Consider the following 21,745-nt stretch of genomic DNA (forward strand, 5'->3'; position numbering starts at 1 on the left):
TCGTGCCGGAGTTGTCATTTCCTGCGCCGACCGGGAGGATCGCTCCTCGTGACATCTGCAACGGTTTGCAGCAACGCTTTCAGCGTCGCGAGCGACACGACCCCGGCCGTCCCCGCGGCGCGCCTGCACCACCCGTCCGGGGCCGAGCTCGTCGTGGCGCTGCGCGGTGCCGCCGTGCTCGCGTGGCGCGCACCGTGGCGCGGGGCCGACGGGACCGTGCAGGTGGAGGACCTCGTCGACGGGTACGCCGACGAGGCAGAGGTCGCCGCGCACGACGCCGCACGGTCCGCGCTCATGGCGCCGTTCGTCAACCGCCTCTCCGGCGGGGAGTACGTGTTCGACGGCGCACGGCACCGCGTGCCCCCCGTCCTGCCGTGGGAGCCCCTCACCATGCACGGGTTCGCCCGCACGCTCGACTGGACGGTTGTCGACCGGGGCGAGGACCCCGCGCAGCCCGCAGACGGGGACCCGGCACGACCGGTGTCGGTCGTGCTGCGCGCGTCCGTCGCCCGTGACGCGTACGCGGGGTACCCCTTCGCGCTCGCCCTCGAGGTCGAGTACGTGCTCGACTCGGGCTCGCTGGGCGTCGCGCTGCGGGCTCGCAACGTCGGTGCGACCGCCGCACCTGTCGCCCTGGGCTGGCACCCGTACCTGCGCGTCCCGGGCCACGACACGATCGACCGGCTCGAGCTCACGGTCCCGGCGCGCCGCGCCGTCGTGACCGACGCCGGGCTGCTCCCGCTCGCGGGGGCGGACGCGTTCGGTGCGATCGACGGTGTCGGACCGCTGCCGCTCGCCGGCGTGCGGCTCGACCACGCGTTCGGCGGCCTGCGCACCGACGCCGACGGCCGCGCGCGGACCCTCGTGCGCGACCCCGCGACGGGACAGGGGCTCGCCGTGTGGCAGGACCGCGGACTCGTCCACGTCTACACGGGCGACGGCCTGGCGCGCCGCGAGCGGGCCGCCGTCGCGGTCGAGCCCGTCGAGACCCTGACCGACGCGTTCAACCGCCCCGACTGCGCGGCGGACGTGCGGCTGGAGCCGGGGGACGTGCGGGAGTTCGCGTTCGGGGTCGAGGTCCTGGCGTGACCCACGTCTCGTCCACCCGATTTGGCCTGGTCCGGAACCTCACGTAGAGTAGTGATCACCGACGCGGGGTGGAGCAGCTCGGTAGCTCGCTGGGCTCATAACCCAGAGGTCGCAGGTTCAAATCCTGCCCCCGCTACTCAGAAGGCGAAGGCCCTCGATCTGATGATCGAGGGCCTTCGTCGTGCGCGCGGGTCCGTCCGTCGTGCCGCGGTCCGCGCCGACGCCACGTCGCCTGTGACGCGACCCACCCCGCCGCGGAGCGGCCGAGGGAAGCCACGGCCCACGGCCCGGCGTTATCGTCAGTGGCCGGCGCCCACGACTCCCGCGGGCGCCCGACACCCGGAAGGTCACCATGCGCCGTCTGCGTCCCCGTCCCGCCGTCCTCACCGCCGTCACGGCGGTCGCCGCGCTCACGCTGACGGCCTGTTCCTCGGGAGGCTCCGACGGCGGCGACGCCGCGAGCCCGAGCGGCAGCGCCTCGGGCGACGCCGCGCAGTGCGAGCCCGGCGCGCTCCCGACGCTCACCGACGGCGTGCTGACCGTCGGCGCGGGCGAGGCGTACGCGCCGTGGTACATCGGCGAGCACGACTCGGGCGAGGGCTTCGAGTCGGCGCTCATCTACGCGGTCGCGGACCGCCTCGGCTACGCGGCCGACGACGTCGTCTGGGAGACCGTGACGTTCGAGCAGATCATCAGCCCGGCCGTGAAGCCGTTCGACGTCGCCGCCTACCAGACGTCGATCACCGACGAGCGCAAGCAGGCCGTCGACTTCTCCAGCCCGTACCTCACGACGCGCCAGGGCGTCATCGTCATGGAGGACGGCCCCTACGCGGGCGCGACGACGCTCGCCGAGCTCGACGGCGCGCGCATCGGCGTGACGGCCGCGCAGACGAGCCTCACGCTCGCGGAGGCCGCGTGGGGCGAGGACGCGGACATCTCGCCGTACAACGCGGCGGGCGACGGCATGCAGGCGCTCCAGTCCGGCACGATCGACGCGATGGTCATGGACGTCGACCAGGGCGTCGCGGCCTCGACCGAGTACTTCCCGGACTCCGTGGTCATCGGCACGCTGCCGGACCAGGGCGTCGTCGAGCAGTACGGGCTCGTGCTCGACCTCGACTCCGCGCTGACCGACTGCGTGACCCAGGCCGTGGACGAGCTCGAGGCCGACGGCACGCTCGCCGAGTTGCGCACGACGTGGCTCAAGTCGGACGACATCCCCGTCCTCGAGTGACCCGGCCGTGACCGTGCCCGACGACGCGCGCCCGCCCGGGCGGGCCGGGACGCCCGACGGCGGCCCGGGGGTCGCGTGGACGCCGTCGCCGCTCGCGCTCGACCGCGCGGCGTTCCGGCGCGCCCAGCGCCGCCGCTCGCTCCTCGTGGCGCTCGCGAGCACGGTGCTCGTCGTCGCGGCGGTCGTGCTCGTCGTCGTCAACGCGCCCGGCTGGGAGCGCGCGCGGACCGCGTTCTTCGACCCGGCGATGGCGTGGGAGTCGCTGCCCGCGATCCTCGAGGGGCTGTGGCTCAACCTGCGCGTGTGGGTCGTCGCGGGCGTCGTCGGCACGCTGCTGGGGCTCGGGCTGGCGATCGCGCGCACGAGCCGCATCCCCGCGCTCTTCCCGCTGCGGGCGTTCGCGATCGGCTACGTCGACCTGTTCCGCGGGGTGCCGCTCCTGCTCGTCCTGCTGCTCGTGGGCTTCGGGCTGCCCGCGCTGCGGCTGGAGTGGCTGCCGACGTCGGGCGCGTTCCTCGGGGCGCTCGCGATCGTCCTCACCTACACCGCCTACCTCGCCGAGGTGTTCCGCGCGGGCATCGAGTCGGTGCACCCGTCGCAGGTCGCGGCGGCGCGCTCGCTCGGCCTCACCCGCGCGCAGACGACCCGCCGCGTCGTGCTGCCGCAGGCCGTGCGCAACGTCACCGCGCCGCTCGCGAACAACCTCGTCTCGCTGCAGAAGGACTCGGGCCTCATCTCGGTGCTCGGCGCGGTCGACGCGATCCGCGCGGCGCAGATCGCCACGACGGGGAGCTACAACTTCACGCCGTACGTCGTCGCGGGGATCCTGTTCTTCCTCGTGTCGTTCCCGCTGACGCGGGCGGTCGACGCCTACCAGGCGCGCCGCGGCTGGGGCTGGTCGCTCGCGACCGTGAGCGGGGCGGGGGACATCCGATGAGCGCGTCCGTCCCGGCGTCCGGCGCGATCCCGCAGGACGCGGGCGCGCACCACCTGCTCTCCCTGCGCGGTGTCCGCAAGACCTTCCCCGCCGCGGGGGCCCCGGGCGGGCGCCGAGTCGTGCTCGACGGGATCGACCTCGACGTCGACGCGCACCGGTGCGTCGTGCTCGTGGGGTCGTCGGGCTCCGGCAAGTCGACGCTCCTGCGCGTCGTCAACCTTCTCGACGAGGTCGACGACGGGCAGATCCTGCTCGACGGCGAGGACGTCGCCGACCCGCGCCTCGACGCCAACCGGGTCCGCGCGCGCATGGGCATGGTCTTCCAGGCGTACAACCTCTTCCCGCACCTCACGGTGCTCGACAACGTGACGCTCGCGCCGCGCCTCGTGCACCGGCGGGCGCGCGCGGAGGCGGAGGCGGCGGCCGTCGAGATGCTGGGTCGGGTCGGCCTGGGGCACAAGGTGAGGGCGTACCCCGACCAGCTCTCGGGCGGTGAGCAGCAGCGGGCGGCCATCGCGCGCGCCCTCGTCAACGGGCCGGAGCTCCTCCTGCTCGACGAGGTGACCTCGGCGCTCGACCCCGAGCTCGTCGGCGAGGTGCTCGACCTCCTCGCCGAGCTGCGGGCGGAGGGGCGCACGATGGTCGTCGCGACGCACGAGATGGGCTTCGCCCGCCGCGTCGCCGACGAGGTCTGCTTCCTCCACGAGGGCCGCGTCCACGAGCGCGGCACCCCGGATCAGGTGCTCGGCGACCCACAGCGCGAGCGCACCCGCACATTCCTCCGCCGCCTCCACGCATGACCCGTCCCCCCGGGGCCGCCGAACACGACATGAGGGTCGTTCTGAGCGTCTTCGCGGCCTTCAGGTCGTGTTCGACGGCGCGTGGTGTCGTTCTCGTCGACCAGTGCGCCCGGGGCAGGGCGACCCTGCGGGCGGCTGGTAGGGTCGCGCGCAGCGTCGCGTGCTGGTGGCGGACCACGTCAGGCATGGAGGCGTCGAACCCGGAAGGGGGAGCCGTGACGGCACGGACCCTTTCCTCGTTCCTCACCGGTGAGTGAGGGCGAGAAGACCAGGCTCGTGGCCTGGTACGACGAGATGCAGACGGTGCACGGGCGGCTGCGGCGCGCGTTGGCGCTGGTGCGCGAGGCGGTAGCCGAGGCGGACGAACCGCCCGGCTCTCGGCGACCCGGAGCAGACCCGCCCCCTGGGGCGCGACCCGGCGCCGGGACGAGGGTCGCAGCGCACGACCGCCCGGCACGGGACGGCGGGGCGCAGGGGGCCGGGCACGACCCGGCGCCCGCCACGGACCTGCTCGTGTGGTGCCGCGGGTTCTGCACCGCGCTCACCCGGCACCACACCGCCGAGGACGCCGTGCTCTTCCCCGAGCTGGAGCGTCGCCATCCCGACCTGGCCGACGTGCTGCGGCGCCTGCGCCAGGACCACGGGATGATCGCGTACCTCGTCGCCGACCTCGAGCACGCGCTCGACCGGACGACGGACCCCGAGGCGTCGCGCGACGCCGTCGGGCGTCACCTCGACGGCGTGGGCGCGATCATGGAGTCGCACTTCCGGTACGAGGAGCGCGCGCTCGGCGGCGTCCTCGCCGCGCTCGACCTCGTGGCGTCGCGCGACGACGTGCTCGGTCCGCTCTGACGGGCACGGTCGGGCGGCACCGCGCGGTGCCGCCCGACGCCGGCCTGACGCCAGCCCGACGCCGGCCTGACGCCAGCCCGACGCCGGCCTGACGCCAGGCCGACGCTGGCCTGACGCCAGCCCGACGGCGGCCAGACGGCGGCCCGAGGGTGGCCCGACGGCCGCCTGGTACCGGCCGTCTCGCGACGGCAGCTCAGCCGCGCAGGACGAGCACCGCCGTGGCGACGACGGACGCGGACGCGAGGAGCGCGTACGGCCAGACCCACGTCCGCCGCCCGGCGACGCGCAGCACCACGGCCACCGCGAGCGCCGCCAGGGCGAGCACGGGGCCGTCGACGAGCGGGGCCAGGTCGACCGAGACGCGCAGGGTCTCCAGGAGCTGCGGCGGCAGCGGGATGAACGGCTCGCTCTGCCGGGCCGCGCCGTCGGGCACGAGCCACAGCGTGCGCAGCACGGCCAGGACTGCGAGCAGGGGCGGCAGCGCGCGCAGGAGCGCGCCCCCGATCCGGGACCGGGCCACGGGCGACGACGCCGCGGACCGCGAGGACGCTGCCGACCGCGACGACGCTCTCGACCGTGACGACGCCCCGGCCGTCGGCGCCGCGGGCTGCTGCGGCGGCGCCGGGAACGCGGGAGCGGTCTGCTGCGCGACGGAGGGCGGCGGGGCCGGGGCGCTCGTGACGGCCGCGCCCGTGACGCGCGGCCGAGCCGACCGCGGTGTGGGACCCAGGTGCTGGACCGGGCTCCGGCGCGGCGGGACCGACGGCGGGACCGGGCGCCCGACCTGCGTGGCGACGAGGTCGGGGGAGTCCATCACCCGGGTCCCCGCGACGGCCGCGGGCGCAGGCTCCGCGGGGGCCGCCCCCGACGGCGGTCGGCCCAGCGTGGAGACCCGCCGGACGGCTACCGGCCAGGCACGTCCGCCTGCCGCGCCGCGCGCCGGGACGCCGTCGGGCTCGTCGGTGCGCAGCCGGGCGACGCGGACCACGGGCGCGGGCCGGGCCGGCGTCACGTGCGGCGGGCGACGGTACGCCCGCCACCCGCGCAGGGTGTCCGGGTGCCCGGCAGGAGGGGTGGCGGCCTGCCACTGCATCGCCTGCCAGAGCCAGTCCTTGAGCTCGGCGGGGGTCCGCCCGTCGGCGACGTGCGCCCCGATGCTCGCCACGTGGTCGGCGATGACCTCCGAGGCCGCGCCGTCGAACCCGTCGCCGTGCACCTCGGCGAGCACGCTCATGAGCGTGGCGTCGTACACGAGGGCGTGCCACGGCTCCCGGGTCCGACCCACGACGGCGTCGGTCCCGGTCGGCGCGTCCTCCGCGGGCGGCCCGGGCCGGACGGGTGCTCCGGTCGCGGCGGACAGCCCGGCGACGGGGCCGAGCGCCCGCTCGGCCGCGGTGGCGCCGTCCGCCACGATCCGCTGCGTGAGGAGCAGGGTGTCGTCGGCGACCTGCCCGGCGAGCCGGGCGCGGAGCACCGCGGCGACGCTCTCGAGCGCGGGACGGTGGTTCGGCTGGTACCGCGTCATCGACAGGATCAGGTCCTGCAGGTGCGGGTCGATCTCGGGCAGCTCGGCCGGGGACGGGGCGAGCTCCATCCCGGCCGGCATCCCGACGAGGTCGTCCGGCACCTCGCGCACGAGGTCCTCGGCCTCGAGGTCGCGGCCGAGGAAGTTCAGGTCGGCCGGGACGACGCCCGTGCTCGCGAAGATCAGCAGCAGCCCGAGCGCGTAGACGTCCGAGCGGGGGTGCACGCGCCGGGCGAACAGCTCCGGCGCCATGTACGCGAGCGTCCCGACGGGCTGGGTGGACGTCGCGGTGTCGAACAGCTTGGCGATGCCGAGGTCGATGAGGACGGCGCGGTCGCCGTCGACCATGATGTTGGCGGGCTTCAGGTCGCGGTGCACGCAGTGCTGCTCCTGCAGCACGAGCAGCGCCTCCGCGACCTGCGAGGCCAGCCGCAGCGCCTGCCGCCCGTCCAGCGGGCCCGACGCGCGGACCTGCTCGCGCAGCGTGGTGCCCGGTACCAGCTCCATGGCGAACCACGGCTGGTCGTCGTCCAGACCCGAGCGCACGAACGCGGGGAAGCCGCGTCCGCCCACGGCCTCCAGCAGGCGCGCCTCCTGCGTGAAGCGCTCGCGCGAGCCCTCCTGCAGGCCCGTGAGCACCTTCACGGCCACCTCCGCGCCGCCCGCGTCCGTGGCACGGTAGACGTGCGCGAACCCGCCGTGCCCGAGCACCTCGCCGAGGGTGAACGGGCCCCGGCGGTCGCCGCTCGCCGGCACCTGCCGGACGGGTCGCCGGGGCAGCGGCGCGGGCGACGACGGGCTCGGGTGGGTGTCGTCGTCGGTCGCCGCCGGGAGGACGGACTGCTCGGGGCCGGGCATGGGCGCAACGTTACAAGCGCGCACGTCCTGGACGTAGCAGACAAACCCGTTCTGGACTCCGCTCGCCGCGGCGCCGCCACCTGGCAGGCTGGGACGCATGGTCAACCGCCTCGCCGACGCCGTGAGCCCGTACCTGCGTCAGCACGCCGACAACCCCGTCGACTGGTACCCGTGGGGCGCCGAGGCGTTCGGGGAGGCGCGGCGCCGCGACGTGCCGGTCATGGTGTCGGTCGGGTACGCGACGTGCCACTGGTGCCACGTCATGGCGCGCGAGAGCTTCTCCGACCCCGCGGTCGGCGCGCAGCTCGCGCGCGGCTTCGTGGCGGTGAAGGTCGACCGGGAGGAGCACCCCGACGTCGACGCGAGCCTCCTCGCCGCCGCGAGCGCGTTCACGTCGGACCTCGGCTGGCCGCTCACCGTGTTCACGACGCCGGACGGCGCCCCGTTCTACGCGGGCACCTACTGGCCGCCGGTCCCCGTGGCGGGGCGGCCCGCGTTCCGGGACGTGCTCGACGCCGTCGCGCAGGCGTGGGAGCTGCGGCGCGACCAGGCCGTCGAGACGGGGGAGACGATCCGCGCCGCGCTCCGGGACGCGGCCGCGGGGCGGCGGACGGGGGTGCCGCGCGCCGCGGCGACGACGGTCGCCGCTCCGGGGGAGCCCGGCGCACCCTCCGGGGCCGACGCTGGACCGGTCGGCCGGCTCGCCGACCATGCGCGGACGGTCGTCGACCGGCTCGAGGCCGCGGAGGACCGCGTGCACGGCGGGTTCGGCGGCGCGCCGAAGTTCCCCGTCGCGCCGACGCTCGAGCTCCTGCTCGACCTGGCGGCGTCGTCCGTCGTGGACCCCGAGGTCGCGCGGCGCGCCCTCGTCCTCGCCGGCCGCACGCTCGATGCCATGGCGTCGAGCCCGCTGCGCGACGTCGACGGCGGGTTCTTCCGGTACGCGACCCGGCCCGACTGGTCGGAGCCGCACTACGAGCGGATGCTCTACGACAACGCCCAGCTCCTCTCGGCCGCGACGACGCTCGCCGTGCTCCGGCGCACCGGGCCGGTGGACGGCCCGCTCCGCACGCCCGCGCCCGCTCCCGGGACGCCGGACCCGGGCGAGGGCGCCGCGCGGGTCGCGGCCGACGTCGGGCGCTTCCTGCTGCGCGTGCTGCGCCTCGCCGACGGCGCGTTCGCGAGCGCGCAGGACTCCGAGTCCGTCGTCGACGGCGAGCGCGTCGAGGGTGGCTACTACCTGCTCCCGCCCGCCGAGCGGGCGCGTCACGAGCCGCCCCGGCTCGACACCAAGGTGCTCACCGGCTGGAACGGTCTCGCGATCGAGGCGCTCGCGCGCGCCGGCCACCACCTCGACCTGCCCGACCTCACCGACGCGGCGCGCGCCGCCGCCGACCGGCTCCTCGCGACGCACGTGCGGTCCGACGGGACGCTCGTGCGGGCCTCGGAGGGGGGCGTCGCGTCGCGCGCCGTCGCGACGCTCGAGGACCACGGCGCGCTCGCGACCGCGCTCCTCGTCCTCGGCGGCCTGACGGGAGAGGCCCGGTACGTGCGCGAGGCCGTGCGCCTCGTCGACGCGACCCTCGGCGCAGACGGCGAGCTGCGGGCCCCGCAGGGCACCGACCCCGTGCTCACCGGCCTCGGGCTCGCGGCGGGCGCCGCCGCGGACGCGTCGGAGGGCGCGGTGCCGTCGGGCACGACGGCGGCCGCGCGGGCCGCGCTGCTCGCCCACCTCGCGACGGGCGAGCCCCGCTACCGGGACGCCGCCCGCGCGCACGTCGCCGCGTCGCCGACGGCGAGCGAGCACCCGCTCGGCGCGGCCGGGGTGCTGCGCGTCGCCGTCGGGCTCGCCGAGCCGCCCCACCAGCTCGTGCTCGTCGCGGACCCGGACCTCCGCGAGGCGTACCGGCAGGTCGCGCGGGACTGGTACCACCCGGGCGCGCTGCTCCTCGGCGCGACGCCCGGCGACGCCGCGGCGCTCGCGGTCGACGGCGTCGGGCTGCTCGCCGGCCGCGGACCGGGCGCGTACCTGTGCGCCGACTTCGTGTGCCGGCTCCCGGCGTCGGACCCCGACGCGCTGCGGGCCCAGCTCCGCGGCTGACGTCCGGCTCCCGGGGGTGCAGGGGTCCCACCGCGGTCGCATGATGGAAGAGCGGTGCGGCACGAGGAGGAGCCATGAGGGCATCGGTCGGGGACAGGATCGTGACCGCCTCGGGGGTCGTCGGCGGAGCGGTGCGCGACGGGGTGGTGGTCGAGCTGCGGCACGAGGACGGGTCGCCCCCGTACCTCGTCGAGTGGACCGACACGGGGGAGCGCACGCTCGTCTACCCGGGGTCGGACAGCTACGTCGAGCACGTGCCCGGCGCGGAGGCCGGGAGCGGGGCCGGCTCGACCAAGGTGTGGCGCGTGCAGGTGAGCGTCGTCGAGTCGGAAGGTCGCACGACGGCGGAGGCCGTGCTGGTCGCGGAGGTGCCCGGTCACGTGCGGACGGTCGGGCGCGCGCGGCGGGACCCGCACGACCTGGACGTCCCGCTCATCGGTGACGAGATCGCCGTCGGGCGCGCGCTGCGGCGGCTCGCGGACCGGCTGCTGGACGACGCCGAGTCCGACATCGAGTCGTCGACGGGCGTCCCGGCGCACGTGCACCTGTGACGCGGTCGCCCGACGCGCCGGTCGCCCTGCGAGCCGTCGTGCACGGGCGCGTGCAGGGCGTCGGGTTCCGCTGGGCGACGCGCGAGCGGCTCACCGTGCTGGGCCTCGACGGGGCGGCGACGAACCGTCCCGACGGCACGGTGGAGGTCGTCGCCACCGGGCCGCGGGACGCCGTCGACCGGCTCGTGGCGTGGCTGCGCGACGGCCCGACGCCGGGGCACGTCACCCGGGTCGACGTCGACGCGCGCGAGGGGTGACGCCGTCGCGCGGGGCGCGGACCGACGCGGGCGCGGGGTCGGGCGACCGCTCAGGAGTCCGCGCGGGCCAGGACCGACTCCCAGTGCCACGGCTCGGGCACGCGGCCGTCCGGCTCGGCGAAGTCGGGGTGCGTCCAGCCGAAGGTCTCGGCGTTCTGCTTGAGCCACTCGTACTGAGGCGTGCCGAACGCCTGGACGCCGCCGCCCAGGTCGACGGCGAACCCCAGACCGTGGTTGGAGCAGCCGGGCGGCGCGGCGATCGGCGACGACGGGTCGTAGAGGCCCGCCTGCTCCTCGTACGTGCGGTAGGAGGAGTTGATCGTCAGGTGCACGCCGAACCGCTCGAGGTACGCCGCGTCGAGCGCGACGAGGCCGTCGAGCACGTCGGCCCGCACGCGGTCCGACGGCGACCACGGGATCGCGGCCAGGGCGGAGTCCGGCACGCGTCCGCCGTCGGGGTCCCACACCTGGTCCGGCGCGGGGCAGGAGACGGCGTCCTGCGCGGTCGACATCTCCTCGGTCGACGTGGCGACGGACGCCAGGTCGGCCTCCAGGTCGAGCACGGCCTGCTCCAGGGCGGCGAGGTCGTCGGCGGCCGCACCCGCCCCGGCGGTCTCCGCCGTCGCCGCGGCCGCGTCGAGCGCCTCCCGGAGCCGGGCGCGCACCGCCTCGTCGGCGCCCAGGCCCTCCGTGGCGGCGTAGATCTTCTCGCCCTGCTCCTGGACGGGCGCGAGGCTCGTGCGGGCCGCCTCGACCTGGGCCCGCGCGTGCTCCAGCATCGAGGCGTGCACGGCCTGCGACGCCTGCTCCAGGGACGCGGTCGCGCCCGTCGTGCCGGTCGTCATCCGGTCGACGAACGATGCCCCGAGCAGGGCGCGCGCGTCGTCGACCTCGACCGCGAGGGCGTCCCGGACCGCAGGGTCGGCGACCTTGCCGTCGGACGTCGTGAGCAGGGTCTGCGCCGTGGTGGCCTGCGCGGCCAGGTCGTCGTAGGTCGACCCCCGGTACCAGACCAGCCCGCCGCCGGCGGCACCGAGGAGGAGCGCCAGCGTCACGACGACCGCGACCCACACGCCGCGGCGCCGGCCCGTCCCCCGGGCATGCCGCCGCTCCCGCCCGGTCGGGTAGCCCGAGGGGCCGGTGGAGGGTGGGGTGCTCGTGACGGTCACACCGCCAGAACCTACGCCACCCCGCGGGTGCCCCCGGACCGTTCGCCGGGTGTGCGGGGACACGCTCACCGAAGTATCACGATCCCCGCCGGACCCTCCCCAGATGGTGTCCCCGGCGACGGTGCCGGGGCGAGGTGGGGAGGGGCCATGAAGCGGCTGGTGCTGTGCTGCGACGGCACGTGGAACTCGCCGGTGAACGCGAGCGTGTCGAACATCGAGAAGATCGCGCGCTCGGTCCGCACCGGCATCGGACCGGACGGCGTCCAGCAGATGGTGTTCTCCGTCGAGGGGGTCGGGGCGCAGGGCTACCTCGTCGACCGCCTGCTCGGCGGGGCCTTCGGGTGCGGGCTGACGCGCAACGTCGTCGCCGGCTACCGCCATCTCGCGCTCAACTACGAGCCCGGCGACGAGATCTACGTGTTCGGGTTCAGCCGCGGCGCGTACACCGCCCGCAGCGTCGTCGGCATGGTCGCGACCGTCGGGCTGCTCACCCAGGACTCCCTCGCGCGCGATCACCTGTGCGACGCCGAACGGATCTACCGCGTGCGCGACGCCGCCCAGCGGGCGGAGCAGGCCGCGGCCTTCCGCGCCCAGCACTGCCACGACCACGTCCCCGTCGCGTTCCTCGGGGTGTTCGACACCGTCGGCGCGCTCGGGGTCCCCGGTCTGTCGCGCCGGCGCAGCCGGTTCCACGACCTGCGCCTGTCGACCGACGTCGAGTGCGCCCGGCAGGCCCTCGCGATCGACGACCGCCGCATCACGTTCGAGCCGTGCCTGTGGGACGTCCCCGTCTCCATGGCGGCCCGGGTCAAGCAGGTGTGGTTCCCCGGCGGGCACAGCGACGTCGGCGGCGGGGCCCGCGCCCGCGCGCTCTCCGACACCGCGCTCCTGTGGATGGTCGGCGAGGCGATCGCGCGCGGGCTCACGTTCGACGAGCACCGGCTGTTCGCCCAGCTCCACCACGAGGACGAGTTCGTGTGCCGGTTCCGCCCCGGCCTGCTCTTCGGTGCGCTCAACCTCCTCAAGCGCCTGCACCCGCGCCCGCGCTTCCGCGGCGACCGACGCGTGCTCGCCGGTGTCCCGACCCCGCCGGACACCGTCGACGCCGTGTACCTCGCCCAGACCGCGGCGTCCCTCACGGCGGACCCCGACTCCGAGTACGCCCGCCACGCCCGGAACGTCACGTGGTGGCGCGAGAGCGCCGGGCCTGGCCTGGACCGCCTGGTCGAGCCGGTCCCCGGCGGCGCCCGGGAGGACCGGCCGCTCGTCCTCGCGTGACGGAACGGCCGGACACGCACGGTCGACGGGCGATCGCTGATCGGCGACGGCCCGGACGTGGACGCACCGCCGCGCCTGCCCGGGGTGCGGGGACGACGCCGTCCGCTCGCCGGGTGCGACGCGCCCGCCCCGTGCCATGCTGGGCGGCGTGAGCGAGCAGACCGCAGCACCCGTCCCGGCCGAGCAGCTCGTCCCCGCCGACGCGCACGTGCTCGGCGACCCGGACGCGCCCGTGACGATCGTCGAGTTCGGCGACCTGGAGTGCCCGTACTGCGCCGCCGCCGCGCCCGTGCTGCGGCAGGTCGTCGAGTCGTCGGGCGGCGAGGTGCGCCTCGTGTTCCGGCACTTCCCGCTCTTCGAGATCCACCCGCACGCGCTCTCCGCGGCGCTCGCGGTCGAGGCCGCTGCGGCGCAGGGTCGGTTCTGGGAGATGCAGGCCGCGCTGTTCGAGCACCAGGACCAGCTCGGCGAGGCCGGCCTCGCCGACCGGGCCGAGGAGCTCGGCCTCGACGGCGCCTCGGTCGTGGGGGACGCCGCCCAGCAGTACGCCGCCCCCGTGCAGCGCGACTACGCCGACGCCCTCACCCTGGGAGTCCAAGGCACCCCGACCTTGTTCGTCAACGGCGTCCGCTACCGCGGCCGCGTCACCGCCGACGGCCTCCGCACCGCGATCGAGGCCACCGCCCCGCCGAGGTAGAGCCGCGGTCGCGCGAGGTAGAGCCAGGGTTGCGCGAGGTAGAGCCCTGGTAGGCCGAGGTAGAGGCGTGGTCAGCCCAGGTAGAGGCCTGGTTTCGTGCCCGATGGCGGTCTGGTCACCTTGGGTGGCGGGGTGGGTGGTGGTGCCGCGTCTACCATCCGCCGCTCGTTCCTCGCGGCTCCCGCCAGGCCCGACCACGACGCGGCACCACCACCCACCCCGCCCGGCTCTGTCTCGCCCTGGTCGGCCCTCACCTCGGGTGACCGCCCGCGGGGCTGGGTTCGGCCCGTGCCGCGCGGCCAGCCGCGGCGCGCGGCCGGCCGTGCCGCGTCGCCAGCCGGGCCGCCGCACCGCCGCGCCCGGAACGGGCGGCCGGTCACGGCACCGTCGTCGAGCAGGTGGTTCGGGCGGGTCCGGCGCGGGACGAACCCACCTCGCCTGCTCGACCCACCAGGACCGCCTGGTCGGGCTCATGCCGAGCCGATACGGGGACCCGGCCTCGGCGGGCCACCGATGGTCGCGAGCGGCGACCGGCGTCTCCGGGCGAGACGATCGCCGAGCGGTGGGGGTGGGCTCGGATGCGAAGGGGCGTCAGAGCGGCGCTCCTCGAAACCACGGCCGAGTGACCGGGGTGACGGCGCCGCAGCCCCGAGCACCGAGGCCACCCGCGCCGCGGACCCGACCTCGCGGGCCTGCGACCAGACCAGGGTTCCCCTCGCCCGACCAGGGTTCTCCCTCGCGGGGTGGGGTGCTCAGGTGGTCGCCGGTGGGCGCCAGGGGAGGGGTGGGAGCTCGGGCGGGGGGCCGTCGGCGCCGGGGGAGCACAGGGGCCAGCGCTCGCCGACGAACCGGAGGGCGAGGGAGCCGAGCACGGCGGCGACGAGCGAGCCGGCGAGGATGCCGATCTTGGCCTGCTCGATGAGCGCCTCGTCGTCGAACGCGAGCTCGGCGATGAAGAGCGAGATGGTGAAGCCGATGCCGGCGAGGATCGCGCCGCCGAGCAGGTGCGAGTAGCGCACCCTGCCCGGGAGGTCGCCGAGCCCGAGGCGCAGGGCGAGCGTCGCGGCGCCGAAGATGCCGACGGCGTTGCCCACGACGAGCGCGACGGCGACGCCGATCGTCACGGGCGACGTCGCCGCGGTCCGCAGCGACTCGGCGTCGAGCTGCACGCCCGCGTTGGCGAGGCCGAACACGGGCACGACGACGTACGCGCTCCACGGGTGCAGGACGCGCTGGAGGCGTTCGCTCGTGGGCACCGCCGCGCGCGCGGCGAGCTCGGTGAGGTGCTCGCGCTCCGCCGTCGTCTCCTGGGCGAGACGCTTGGCGTACTTGGGCACGACCGCGACGTCGACGGGACGCGACGAGCGCGACGGGACGAGCAGCCCCACGAGGACGCCGGCGAGCGTCGCGTGGACGCCGGACGCGTAGACCGCGCCCCACAGCGCGATCCCGACGAGGACGTACGGCGCCAGACGCCACACGCCGAGCCACCGCAGCACGACGATCACGACGACGAGCACGGCGGCGACGAGGAGCCCGGGGAGCCAGAGGTCGTCGGTGTAGAAGAGCGCCATGACGGTGATGGCGCCGATGTCGTCCACGACGGCGAGCGTGAGGAGGAACAGCCGGAGCTGGTCGGGGCAGCGCGGTCCGAACAGGGCGAGGATGCCCACGAGGAACGCCGTGTCGGTCGACATGACGATGCCCCATCCGTGCTGCGCGGGCGACCCGGCGTTGAAGGCGACGTAGATGAGCGCCGGCACGGCGAGGCCGCCGAGCGCACCGAGCGCAGGCACTGCGACGGTCCGCCGGTTGCGCAGCTCCCCGCTCGTCACCTCGCGGTTGATCTCGAGCCCGATGACGAGGAAGAACACGGCCATCGCGGCGTCGTTGACCCAGTGGTGCAGGTCCATCTCGAACGACCAGGGCCCGACGTGCCAGCCCGCGGTCGCCGACCACAGGTCGTCGTAGGCGCCCGACCAGGCGGAGTTGGCCCACACGAGCGCGACGACGGTCGCGACGAGCAGCAGCACCGCGCCGCCCGCCTCTGTCGCGAGGAACGACCGCAGGGAGGGCGCGACGGGGCGCAGCTGGAAGCGCAGCGGCGGGCCCGGCCGGGCGGGGACGCGGACGATCGGGAACGAGGACGGCGGAGCGGGCTCGGTCACGGGGCCTCCGGGTGGTCGGGGACGGGCGACGCCCCCGGGCGTCGGACGTGCGAGCGGGGATCTTCGGGCCTTCGGGCCAGCCCTGGGCCGGCCCTGCGCTGGGACAACTCTTCCGGGCGGGAGTTCCTTCCGCAACGGGCCGGGTGCGGCGGAGTTCTCCACCGCCCTGTCCACAGTGTGGAAAAATTCTTCCGAATCTCTTGTGTCCTCGGTCACGCGCTGCTAGCGTCGTGCGTGCCAACGGCGGGCCCGGGCCGAGCGACACGCTCGGTGGTCGACGCGATCGATCCGACACCGGCAGCTACCTACCAGGCGGAAGTGACAACTCGCCTGCAGCGGCCCGCCGGCCGCCTCCTCCCGGCTCACCGACGAGCCGGACAGCCGGAGGCGGAGCACCCGGCGTCGCTGCCCGAACCGTGGAGACTCACCATGGACACTCTTGTCGTGGACGCAGCACACCTGGACCGAGCCGTCGCCCTCGCGGTCGACAGCGTCGCGAACGCCGGAGGACCCTTCGGCGCCGTGATCGTCACCGCCGACGGGCAGGTGTTCGAGGGCAACAACCGGGTCACGCAGGACAACGACCCCACCGCGCACGCCGAGGTCACCGCGATCCGGCGCGCGTGCGCCGCACTCGGCACGTTCGACCTCACCGGCGCGACGCTCTACTCGAGCTGCGAGCCCTGCCCCATGTGCCTCGCGTCCGCCCTCTGGGCGCGCGTGCAGACCGTGTACTTCGCCGCCGACCGCCACGACGCCGCGAGCGCCGGGTTCGACGACGCCGAGTTCTACGACTTCTTCGCCGCGGACCCGGCCGACCGGAGCATGCGGGTCGTGCACGAGCGCACGGCCACCGCCACCGCGCCGTTCGACGCGTGGCGCGTCCTCGAGTCCCGGATCGAGTACTGAGCGGCCGCGCGGCCGATCAGCACCGCGATCTCGCACCGAAAGGACACAAGGACGTGACCCTCCTCGGCACGCGGCGGGAGACCGCCGAGAACGACGACGCACGCGGCACCGGCCCGGCCACCGGCCGGCTGGACCGCTTCTTCAGGATCACCGAGCGCGGCTCGACCACGGGGCGCGAGCTCCGCGGCGGCCTGGTGACCTTCTTCGCGATGGCGTACATCGTCATCCTCAACCCCCTCATCCTCGGCGGGACGAGCGCCGAGAACGCACCCGTCGACGTCGCGGGCGGGTGGCTCCAGACGGCGCAGGTCGGCGCGATGACCGGCCTCGCCGCCGGCGGCCTGACCATCCTGTTCGGCCTCGTCGCGAACCTCCCGTTCGCGCTCGCGGCCGGGCTGGGCATCAACTCGTTCCTCGCGGTCGCCGTCATCGGCGACGTGACATGGCCCGAGGCGATGGGGCTCGTGCTCGTCAACGGCCTGCTCATCGTGCTGCTCGCCGTGACCGGCGCGCGGTCGGCGATCTTCAACGCCGTCCCGCGCCAGCTCAAGGCGGCGATCACCGTCGGCATCGGCCTGTTCATCGCGTTCATCGGGTTCGTCGACGCGGGGTTCGTCACGCGCACCCCGGGCGGGCCGCCGGTCCAGCTCGGCGACGGCGGCTCGATCACGTCGGTCCCGACGCTCGTGTTCGTCGTCGGCCTGCTCACCATGGGCATCCTCGTGGCGCGCAAGGTCAAGGGCGGTCTGCTCATCGGTCTCGTCGCGACGACCGTCGTCGCGATCGTCGCCGAGTCCGTGCTGCACCTCGGCCCGGCGTCCGACGACAACCCCGGCGGCTGGCACCTCACGGTGCCGACGCTGCCGAGCTCGCTCGTCTCCGTGCCGGACCTCAGCCTGCTGGGGCAGTTCTCGTTCGGCGCGTTCGACCGGATCGGGGCGCTCGCGGCGACGATGCTCGTGTTCACGCTGTTCTTCACGAACTTCTTCGACGCGATGGGCACGATGACGGGGCTCGCCAAGCAGGGCGGCCTCGCCGACGCGGACGGCAACTTCCCGCGCATCAAGTCGGCGCTCGTCGTCGAGGGCGTGGGCGCGGTCGTCGGCGGCGCGACGTCGTCGTCGTCGAACACGGTGTTCGTCGACTCGGCCGCGGGCGTGGGCGAGGGCGCGCGGACGGGCCTCGCATCCGTCGTCACCGGCGGGCTGTTCCTCGTCGCGATGTTCCTCACGCCGCTCACGGCCGTGGTCCCGATCGAGGTCGCGAGCGCGGTGCTCGTGGTCGTCGGCGCGATGATGATGGGCCAGATCAAGGAGATCGACCTGACCGACTTCACGGTCACCCTCCCGGTCTTCCTCACGATCGTGACCATGCCGCTCACGTACTCGATCGCCAACGGCATCGGGATCGGGTTCGTCACGTGGGTCCTGCTGCGGTTCGCGTGCGGCAAGGCGCGCGACGTCCACCCCCTGCTGTGGGTGGTCGCGGCCGGGTTCGTCGTGTACTTCGTGCGCGGTCCCCTGACCGCGGTCGTGGGAGGCTGAGCCTCGACATCGACCGCACGGCCGACGGGTCGCCCGCTCCTCCGGGTGGCCCGTCGGCGTGCACGGGAACGTGGGAGGGCAGGCATGGCCGGGACTGCGCGCGTGAGCGTCGACGAGCACCGCGCGGACGTCGCGGCGCTCCTCGCCCCCCTCGTCGAGGCGGCCCGACGGCGCACGCGCACCGAGACCGTCGTCCTCGCCGACGCGCTCGGCCGGGTCCTCGCGGGCGACCTCGTCGCGCCCGTCGCCGTCCCGCTGTTCCGCAACTCCCAGATGGACGGCTACGCCGTGCGGGCCGCGGACGTCGTCGGGGCGAGCGCGGACGCGCCCGTCCGGCTCCGCGTCGCGGCCGAGATCCCCGCGGCCCCGGGCGTCCCTGCGCGCCTCGCGCCGGGCACCGCGGCCCGCATCATGACGGGTGCGCCCGTGCCCGACGGCGCGGACGCCGTCGTCCCCGTCGAGGACACCGTCGCGGGGACCTTCGCGGGCACGTCGCGACCCGACGTCGGCGGTCCCACGGGGGCCGACCCGACCGTCCCCGGCGCGAGCCACGCGGTCGAGGTACGGGTGCCACGGTCGGCGGGAGACTTCGTGCGGGAGGCGGGCTCCGACGTCCGGCCCGGCGACGTGCTCCTCGCGGACGGCACCGTCCTCGCGCCGCACCACCTCGCCGCCGCGGCGGCGTGCGGGGTGGGGGTCGTGCGGGTGGTCGCCCGGCCGCGCGTCGCCGTCCTGTCGACGGGGTCGGAGCTCGTCGGGCCGGGCGAGACGCCGGGGCCGGGCCAGGTCTTCGACGCCAACGCCGACGCGCTGGGCGCCGCCGTGCGGCGCGCGGGCGGGGAGGTCGTGCGCACGGCACGCTGCGGCGACGACGCCGCGCGGTTCGCCGCCGTGCTCGCCGAGGCGACCGCGGTCGCAGACCTCGTCGTCACGTCGGGCGGCGTGTCGCAGGGCGCGTACGAGGTGGTCAAGGACGTGCTCGGGGGCCCCGGTGCCGTCGCCGGTCAGGACGCCGGTCGGGAGGTCGGCCGGGCGACGTCGCCGGGCGTCACGTTCCGGTCGGTCGCGATGCAGCCCGGCGGGCCGCAGGGGTTCGGCACCGTGCACGGGACGCCCGTGCTCACGTTCCCCGGCAACCCGGTGAGCGCCCAGGTGTCGTTCGCGATGTTCCTGCGCGAGCCGCTCGAGCGGGCGGCGGGTCTGCCCGGGGCCGAGCGCGTGCGCACGGCGGTCCTCGCCGAGCCGCTGACCTCGCCCGCGGGGAAGCGACAGCTCCTGCGCGGCGCGACCGGCCCCGACGGCACGGTCCGGGTCGTCGGGGGAGCGGGGTCGCACCTCGTCGCGTCGATGGCGCGGGCGGACGTGCTCGTGGACGTGCCCGCCGACGTGACAGAGTGGGCCGCCGGGACCGAGGTGGAGGTACGAGAGCTGTGAGCGAGACGCAGGGCGAGTCCCCGGGGGCGGCCCAGGGCGGGGCGTCCGAGGACGTGAGCCGCGTGACGACGGACGTGCTCGACGACGCGGTGTCGCGCGCCGTCGAGGACGCGGTCGCGGGCCCCGAGTGCGGCGCCGTCGTGACGTTCCGCGGCGTGGTCCGCGACGTCGACGGCGGCCGTGGCGTGACCCGGCTCGACTACGAGGCGCACCCCGACGCGACCGCGGTGATCCGACGGTGCGTGGCCGGTGTGGCGGCCGAGACCGGGCTGCGCGTCGCCGCCGTCCACCGGTACGGGACCCTGGGGATCGGCGACGTGGCGCTCGTCGCGTCGGCGGCCGCGGGTCACCGCCGTGAGGCGTTCGAGGCGTGCTCGCTGCTCGTCGAGCGCATCAAGGCGGAGGTGCCGATCTGGAAGCGGCAGCACTTCGACGACGGCGTCTCGGAGTGGGTCGGGCTGTAGCGGACCGCGCTCCGGCCACGCCGCCGAACGGGCCGGCGAACGACGAGAGGCGAGAAGTGGCCCCCGGCTCGGGCCGGGGAGGGACCACTTCTCGCCTCTCGTGCGTCGGGCTGCGGATCCGCCATGCGACGACGATGTCGGGCGGGACGCTCCCGGTCTCGCGCTCGTCGCGCGGACCGTGGGTGGGTCGGGTCGGGTCAGCGCGTGGTGGGGCGGTTGTCGAGCAGCATGCCGATGCCCAGACCGACGGCGGTGCCGAGGACGAGGCCGAACCAGCTCAGCACGACGGTCCCGACGACGGCGCCGATCGCCGCGCCGAGGACGCTCTTGGTCCCGGCCTTCCAGCTCCCGGAGCGCTCGTCGGTGCGGTAGATCGGCAGCGCGGAGGTGGTGTTGTCCGGCGTCGCCGTGGGCGCGTCGGAGGGTGAGTTCGCGGGGCGATTGAGGGGTGCAGGGGAGATCGTCGTCACGGCATCCATGGTAGGAAGGCCCGTCCCGCGTGACCTGGGCAGACGCGTCGCGGTGACCGGCTTCACCCTATGATCTGCGCCACCGTCGCGACGCTCAGCCGCCGATCGCGCCCATGCTGCGCGACGTCGGCGCGAACGCGTCGGCGGCGAGCGTCGGGGCGTCGCTGCCGTGGGCGAGCGGCTTGCGCCACATGGCGCCCTGCCACGCGCGGGCGAGGGCGTCGTCGCGCTCGTCCTCGGCGAGGTCCGTGGAGCGCAGGATCGCGCGCAGGTCGGTCTCGTCGTCGCCGAAGAGGCACGACCGGACCGTGCCCTCGGCGGTGAGGCGCGTGCGGTCGCACGCGCCGCAGAACGAGCGCGTGACGGACGCGATGATCCCGACGGTCTGGGGTCCGCCGTCGACGAGCCACTCCTCGGCGGGTGCGGACGGGTCGTCGCGGCCGACCTCGAGCAGGTCGAAGCGCGTGCCGATTACCGCGAGCAGGTCCGTCGCGGAGACGAGGTCGTCGCGCGTCCAGTGCCCGTCGGCGTCGAGCGGCATCTGCTCGATGAAGCGCAGGTGGCACCCGTGGTCGACCGCCCAGGCGAGCAGGTCGGCGGCGCCCGCGAGCGTCTCGGGCATGAGGACCGCGTTGAGCTTGACGGGCGCGAGCCCGGCGGCGAGCGCGGCCCGGATGCCGGCGAGCACGTCGGGCAGCCGGTCACGGCGTGTGAGCCGCGCGAAGTCCTCGCGGTCCACGGAGTCGAGGGAGATGTTCACGCGGTCGAGGCCGGCGGCGACGAGCTCGTGGACGCGCTTGTCGAGCCCGATCGCGTTGGTCGTCAGCGAGAGCGACACGTCGGGCGCGGCCGCGCGCGTGGCGCGCAGGATGTCCGCGAGGTCGCGGCGCATGAGCGGCTCCCCGCCCGTGAACCGGACGTCGGTGATCCCGAGCCGGCCGACGGCCACGCGCACGACCCGGCCGATCTCGGCAGGTGTGAGGAGGTCGTCGCGCGGGATCGCGGGGAGGCCCTCGGCGGGCATGCAGTAGGTGCAGCGCAGCGAGCACTTCTCGGTGATCGAGATCCGCAGGTCGCGTGCGACGCGGCCGTAGCGGTCGACGAGCGCCTCGGTCGCGGGGCGGCCCGGGGCGAGGTCGGTCGAGGCGTCCGTGGGCGCGCCCGACCGCAGCCTGGGCATCCCGAGCGAGACCGCGGTCATGGCCCGATCGTAGACGTTCCCGGTGCGCGACCCGTGACCCGGGCGACACCGCGTGCTAGCGTGGAGTCCGTCGAGTGGAAGTGAACTTCCATTCAGCGGAACACCTCTCCTCCCGTGGGAGAGCAGTCCAAGGGCGGATTCAAGCCCTGTGTTTCCGGCGCGTCACGGCCGACGCGACCTCGGACACGCAGGGGACTCACCGCAAGG

General features: G+C 75.4%; 19 protein-coding genes and 1 tRNA gene. 15 read left to right on the forward strand and 5 right to left on the reverse strand.

From position 1 onward, the window contains the following. The first annotated feature begins 48 nt into the window (after positions 1 to 48). The 6 genes from NHH00_RS06005 to NHH00_RS06030 all read left to right on the forward strand — a co-directional run bounded on the left by NHH00_RS06005 (position 49) and on the right by NHH00_RS06030 (position 4,912). A complete protein-coding gene (locus tag NHH00_RS06005; RefSeq protein WP_253050951.1) occupies positions 49 to 1,089 on the forward strand; it encodes an aldose 1-epimerase in 1,041 nt (346 codons plus the stop codon). A 62-nt stretch (positions 1,090 to 1,151) separates the two neighbouring features. Further along, positions 1,152 to 1,225, forward strand: a tRNA-Met gene (locus tag NHH00_RS06010). Between the two features lie 216 nt (positions 1,226 to 1,441). Then, entirely contained in the window at positions 1,442 to 2,323 is an 882-nt protein-coding gene (locus tag NHH00_RS06015) for an ABC transporter substrate-binding protein (protein ID WP_253050952.1), read from the forward strand. Between the two features lie 7 nt (positions 2,324 to 2,330). Then, positions 2,331 to 3,260 (forward strand): amino acid ABC transporter permease, encoded by a 930-nt coding sequence (locus tag NHH00_RS06020; protein WP_253050953.1) that lies wholly within the window; start codon positions 2,331 to 2,333, stop codon positions 3,258 to 3,260. After that, a complete protein-coding gene (locus tag NHH00_RS06025; RefSeq protein WP_253050954.1) occupies positions 3,257 to 4,060 on the forward strand; it encodes an amino acid ABC transporter ATP-binding protein in 804 nt (267 codons plus the stop codon). The genes NHH00_RS06020 and NHH00_RS06025 overlap by 4 nt, the downstream gene beginning before the upstream one ends. Before the next feature lie 276 nt (positions 4,061 to 4,336). Then, positions 4,337 to 4,912, forward strand: a complete 576-nt coding sequence (locus NHH00_RS06030) for a hemerythrin domain-containing protein (RefSeq protein ID WP_253050955.1) — start codon at positions 4,337 to 4,339, stop codon at positions 4,910 to 4,912. 193 nt (positions 4,913 to 5,105) lie between these two features. On the opposite strand, the gene NHH00_RS06035 is transcribed toward NHH00_RS06030, so the two are convergent. Beyond that, entirely contained in the window at positions 5,106 to 7,295 is a 2,190-nt protein-coding gene (locus tag NHH00_RS06035; RefSeq protein WP_253050956.1) for a serine/threonine-protein kinase, read from the reverse strand. 97 nt (positions 7,296 to 7,392) lie between these two features. Between NHH00_RS06035 and NHH00_RS06040 the strand changes: the two genes are divergently transcribed. The 3 genes from NHH00_RS06040 (at position 7,393) to NHH00_RS06050 (ending at position 10,204) form a co-directional block, all read left to right on the forward strand. After that, positions 7,393 to 9,396, forward strand: a complete 2,004-nt coding sequence (locus NHH00_RS06040; RefSeq protein ID WP_253050957.1) for a thioredoxin domain-containing protein — start codon at positions 7,393 to 7,395, stop codon at positions 9,394 to 9,396. A gap of 74 nt (positions 9,397 to 9,470) precedes the next feature. Further along, positions 9,471 to 9,947, forward strand: coding sequence for a dsRBD fold-containing protein (locus NHH00_RS06045; protein WP_253050958.1), 477 nt, complete (start codon positions 9,471 to 9,473; stop codon positions 9,945 to 9,947). After that, the gene (locus tag NHH00_RS06050; protein ID WP_253050959.1) at positions 9,944 to 10,204 is read left to right on the forward strand and encodes an acylphosphatase; all 261 of its coding nucleotides are present in this window, start codon (positions 9,944 to 9,946) and stop codon (positions 10,202 to 10,204) included. Before NHH00_RS06045 ends, NHH00_RS06050 begins: the two co-directional genes overlap by 4 nt. Positions 10,205 to 10,254: 50 nt before the next feature. Here the strand turns inward: NHH00_RS06050 and NHH00_RS20990 are convergent, their stop codons facing one another. Beyond that, positions 10,255 to 11,373, reverse strand: a complete 1,119-nt coding sequence (locus NHH00_RS20990; RefSeq protein ID WP_253050960.1) for a M15 family metallopeptidase — start codon at positions 11,371 to 11,373, stop codon at positions 10,255 to 10,257. A 147-nt stretch (positions 11,374 to 11,520) separates the two neighbouring features. Between NHH00_RS20990 and NHH00_RS06060 the strand changes: the two genes are divergently transcribed. Together NHH00_RS06060 and NHH00_RS06065 are read left to right on the forward strand one after the other, a co-directional pair. Then, positions 11,521 to 12,651 carry a DUF2235 domain-containing protein gene (locus NHH00_RS06060; RefSeq protein ID WP_253050961.1) on the forward strand — a complete coding sequence of 377 codons (1,131 nt, stop codon included), beginning with the start codon at positions 11,521 to 11,523 and terminating at the stop codon, positions 12,649 to 12,651. Between the two features lie 148 nt (positions 12,652 to 12,799). After that, on the forward strand, positions 12,800 to 13,348 hold the full coding sequence (locus tag NHH00_RS06065) for a DsbA family protein (protein ID WP_253050962.1): 549 nt from the start codon (positions 12,800 to 12,802) through the stop codon (positions 13,346 to 13,348). Between the two features lie 752 nt (positions 13,349 to 14,100). Here NHH00_RS06065 and nhaA read toward each other — a convergent pair. Then, positions 14,101 to 15,516, reverse strand: coding sequence for a Na+/H+ antiporter NhaA (nhaA, locus tag NHH00_RS06070; protein WP_253050963.1), 1,416 nt, complete (start codon positions 15,514 to 15,516; stop codon positions 14,101 to 14,103). A 429-nt stretch (positions 15,517 to 15,945) separates the two neighbouring features. On the opposite strand from nhaA, the gene NHH00_RS06075 reads away from it, so the two are divergent. The 4 genes from NHH00_RS06075 to NHH00_RS06090 all read left to right on the forward strand — a co-directional run bounded on the left by NHH00_RS06075 (position 15,946) and on the right by NHH00_RS06090 (position 19,867). Further along, positions 15,946 to 16,425 (forward strand): nucleoside deaminase, encoded by a 480-nt coding sequence (locus tag NHH00_RS06075; RefSeq protein WP_253050964.1) that lies wholly within the window; start codon positions 15,946 to 15,948, stop codon positions 16,423 to 16,425. A gap of 53 nt (positions 16,426 to 16,478) precedes the next feature. Further along, a complete protein-coding gene (locus NHH00_RS06080) occupies positions 16,479 to 17,969 on the forward strand; it encodes an NCS2 family permease (RefSeq protein WP_253050965.1) in 1,491 nt (496 codons plus the stop codon). 84 nt (positions 17,970 to 18,053) lie between these two features. Next, positions 18,054 to 19,403, forward strand: a complete 1,350-nt coding sequence (locus tag NHH00_RS06085; RefSeq protein WP_253050966.1) for a molybdopterin molybdotransferase MoeA — start codon at positions 18,054 to 18,056, stop codon at positions 19,401 to 19,403. Further along, on the forward strand, positions 19,400 to 19,867 hold the full coding sequence (locus tag NHH00_RS06090) for a molybdenum cofactor biosynthesis protein MoaE (protein WP_253050967.1): 468 nt from the start codon (positions 19,400 to 19,402) through the stop codon (positions 19,865 to 19,867). The genes NHH00_RS06085 and NHH00_RS06090 overlap by 4 nt, the downstream gene beginning before the upstream one ends. 197 nt (positions 19,868 to 20,064) lie before the next feature. Here NHH00_RS06090 and NHH00_RS06095 read toward each other — a convergent pair whose 3' ends face one another. Then, on the reverse strand, positions 20,065 to 20,337 hold the full coding sequence (locus NHH00_RS06095) for a DUF456 domain-containing protein (protein WP_253050968.1): 273 nt from the start codon (positions 20,335 to 20,337) through the stop codon (positions 20,065 to 20,067). Positions 20,338 to 20,431: 94 nt separating this feature from the next. After that, positions 20,432 to 21,538, reverse strand: a complete 1,107-nt coding sequence (gene moaA / locus NHH00_RS06100; RefSeq protein ID WP_253050969.1) for a GTP 3',8-cyclase MoaA — start codon at positions 21,536 to 21,538, stop codon at positions 20,432 to 20,434. Positions 21,539 to 21,745 lie beyond the last annotated feature (207 nt).

Source organism: Cellulosimicrobium cellulans (assembly GCF_024124905.1).
Taxonomy (GTDB): domain Bacteria; phylum Actinomycetota; class Actinomycetes; order Actinomycetales; family Cellulomonadaceae; genus Cellulosimicrobium; species Cellulosimicrobium cellulans_G.

Coding starts and splice junctions, on each gene's coding strand:
- NHH00_RS06035 (WP_253050956.1), bottom strand. CDS start 7,295: ATGCCCGGCCCCGAGCAGTCCGTCCTCCCGGCGGCGACCGACGACGAC.
- NHH00_RS06060 (WP_253050961.1), top strand. CDS start 11,521: ATGAAGCGGCTGGTGCTGTGCTGCGACGGCACGTGGAACTCGCCGGTG.
- NHH00_RS06040 (WP_253050957.1), top strand. CDS start 7,393: ATGGTCAACCGCCTCGCCGACGCCGTGAGCCCGTACCTGCGTCAGCAC.
- NHH00_RS06015 (WP_253050952.1), top strand. CDS start 1,442: ATGCGCCGTCTGCGTCCCCGTCCCGCCGTCCTCACCGCCGTCACGGCG.
- NHH00_RS06075 (WP_253050964.1), top strand. CDS start 15,946: ATGGACACTCTTGTCGTGGACGCAGCACACCTGGACCGAGCCGTCGCC.
- NHH00_RS06045 (WP_253050958.1), top strand. CDS start 9,471: ATGAGGGCATCGGTCGGGGACAGGATCGTGACCGCCTCGGGGGTCGTC.
- moaA (WP_253050969.1), bottom strand. CDS start 21,538: ATGACCGCGGTCTCGCTCGGGATGCCCAGGCTGCGGTCGGGCGCGCCC.
- NHH00_RS06085 (WP_253050966.1), top strand. CDS start 18,054: ATGGCCGGGACTGCGCGCGTGAGCGTCGACGAGCACCGCGCGGACGTC.
- NHH00_RS06025 (WP_253050954.1), top strand. CDS start 3,257: ATGAGCGCGTCCGTCCCGGCGTCCGGCGCGATCCCGCAGGACGCGGGC.